General features: G+C 74.7%; 1 protein-coding gene and 1 pseudogene. Both read left to right on the top strand.

What is annotated here, in order from left to right; genetic code table 11:
• A pseudogene (locus VGD93_RS08300) lies at positions 1 to 783 on the top strand (alpha-2-macroglobulin family protein); the annotation flags it as partial.
• A partial coding sequence (locus VGD93_RS08305; protein ID WP_395011021.1) for a transglycosylase domain-containing protein occupies positions 780 to 1,508 on the top strand: 729 nt, incomplete at its 3' end. The pseudogene VGD93_RS08300 and the gene VGD93_RS08305, both read left to right, overlap by 4 nt.

The following is a 1,508-nucleotide window of genomic DNA, read 5'->3' on the forward strand; positions in this document are numbered from 1 at the left end:
GACGTCGCGGCGCTGGCGGCCGCCCTCGCCGACGGGCGCGACCGGGCCCGCTACACCTCGACGCAGGAGGATGCCTGGACGCTGGTCGCCGCCGCGGCGCTCGCCCGCGAGGCGGCCGGCGGGCAGATCACGATCGACGGCGAGGCGCTGACCGGTTCGGCCTACCGCCGCTACGACCAGGAGGACCTCAATCAGGGCGACATCGTCGTTGCCAACACCTCCAACCAGCCCACCGAGGTGAAGCTCTCGGTGGCGGCCATCCCCGAGGCGCCGCCGCCGGCCGCGAGCGCGGGCTTTACCATCGCGCGCGCCTGGTACCTGCCGGACGGCACGCCCTTCGATCCGGCCGTCGATCCGGTCACCCAGAACGACCGCTTCGTGGTGGTGCTGTCGCTGGCCGCCGAGGCGCTGGGCTCCGGCCAGTACATCGTCGCCGACCCGCTGCCTGCCGGCTTCGAGATCGAGAATCCCGACCTCGCCGCCGGGGCGGGCGTCGGCGATTTCGCCTGGCTCACGGTCGACACGCCGGCGCACGCCGAGGCCCGCACCGACGCCTATGTCGCGGCCTTCCGCTTCGTCTCCGAGACCCGCAGCTTCTCCACCGCCTACATGGTGCGCGCCACCTCCCCCGGCAGCTTCGTGCTGCCCGGCGCGACGGTGGAGGACATGTACCGGCCGGAGCGGCGCGCCAACACCGATGCCGGCCGGCTCGACATCGCCGCCGCGGCGGCGCCGGCTGCCCCGGCGCAGCCGGGCGGGCCGGCGGACAAGATCAGCCGGTGAGACCGCGGCGGCTCCTCGCCGCCGCCCTCTTCCTCGCCGCCGGGCTCGCCGGTGGCGGGGCCATCTGGGCCGGTACGTTCCTGGCCGGCGCCGCCGCCGGTTTGCCCCCGGCGCCGGCCCTTGCCGCCCTGGAGGTGTCGACGGCGGTGGTCGATCGCGACGGCAACCTGCTGCGGCCCTTCACCACCGCCGGCGGGCGCTGGCGGCTGCCGGTCACGCTGGAGCAGGTCGACCGCCGCTTCATCGACATGCTGGTCGCCTACGAGGACCAGGACTTCTTCGCCCATCAAGGCATCGACTGGCCGGCCATGCTGCGCGCCGCCCTGCAGTTCGCCGGCGCCGGCGGCCGCATCGTCTCGGGCGGTTCGACCCTGACCATGCAGGTGGCCCGTCTGCTCGAGCAGCAGCCGACCCGCAGCCTCGCCGGCAAGCTCCGCCAGATGCTGCACGCCGACGCGCTCGAGCGGCAGTTGCGCAAGGAGGAGATCCTCGGCCTCTACCTGATGCTGGCCCCCTATGGCGGCAATATCGAGGGCATCCGCGCCGCCAGCCTCGCCTGGTTCGGTAAGGAGCCGGGCCGGCTGACCACCGCCGAGGCGGCGCTGCTGGTGGCGCTGCCGCAGGCGCCCGAGCTTCGCCGGCCCGACCGCGATCCCGAGGCGGCGCTGCGGGCGCGCAACATGGTGCTCGACCGGCTGGCCGACGCCGGCGTCATCGCCGCCGAC

The organism is Devosia sp. (assembly GCF_036406155.1).
Lineage (GTDB): Bacteria > Pseudomonadota > Alphaproteobacteria > Rhizobiales > Devosiaceae > Devosia_A.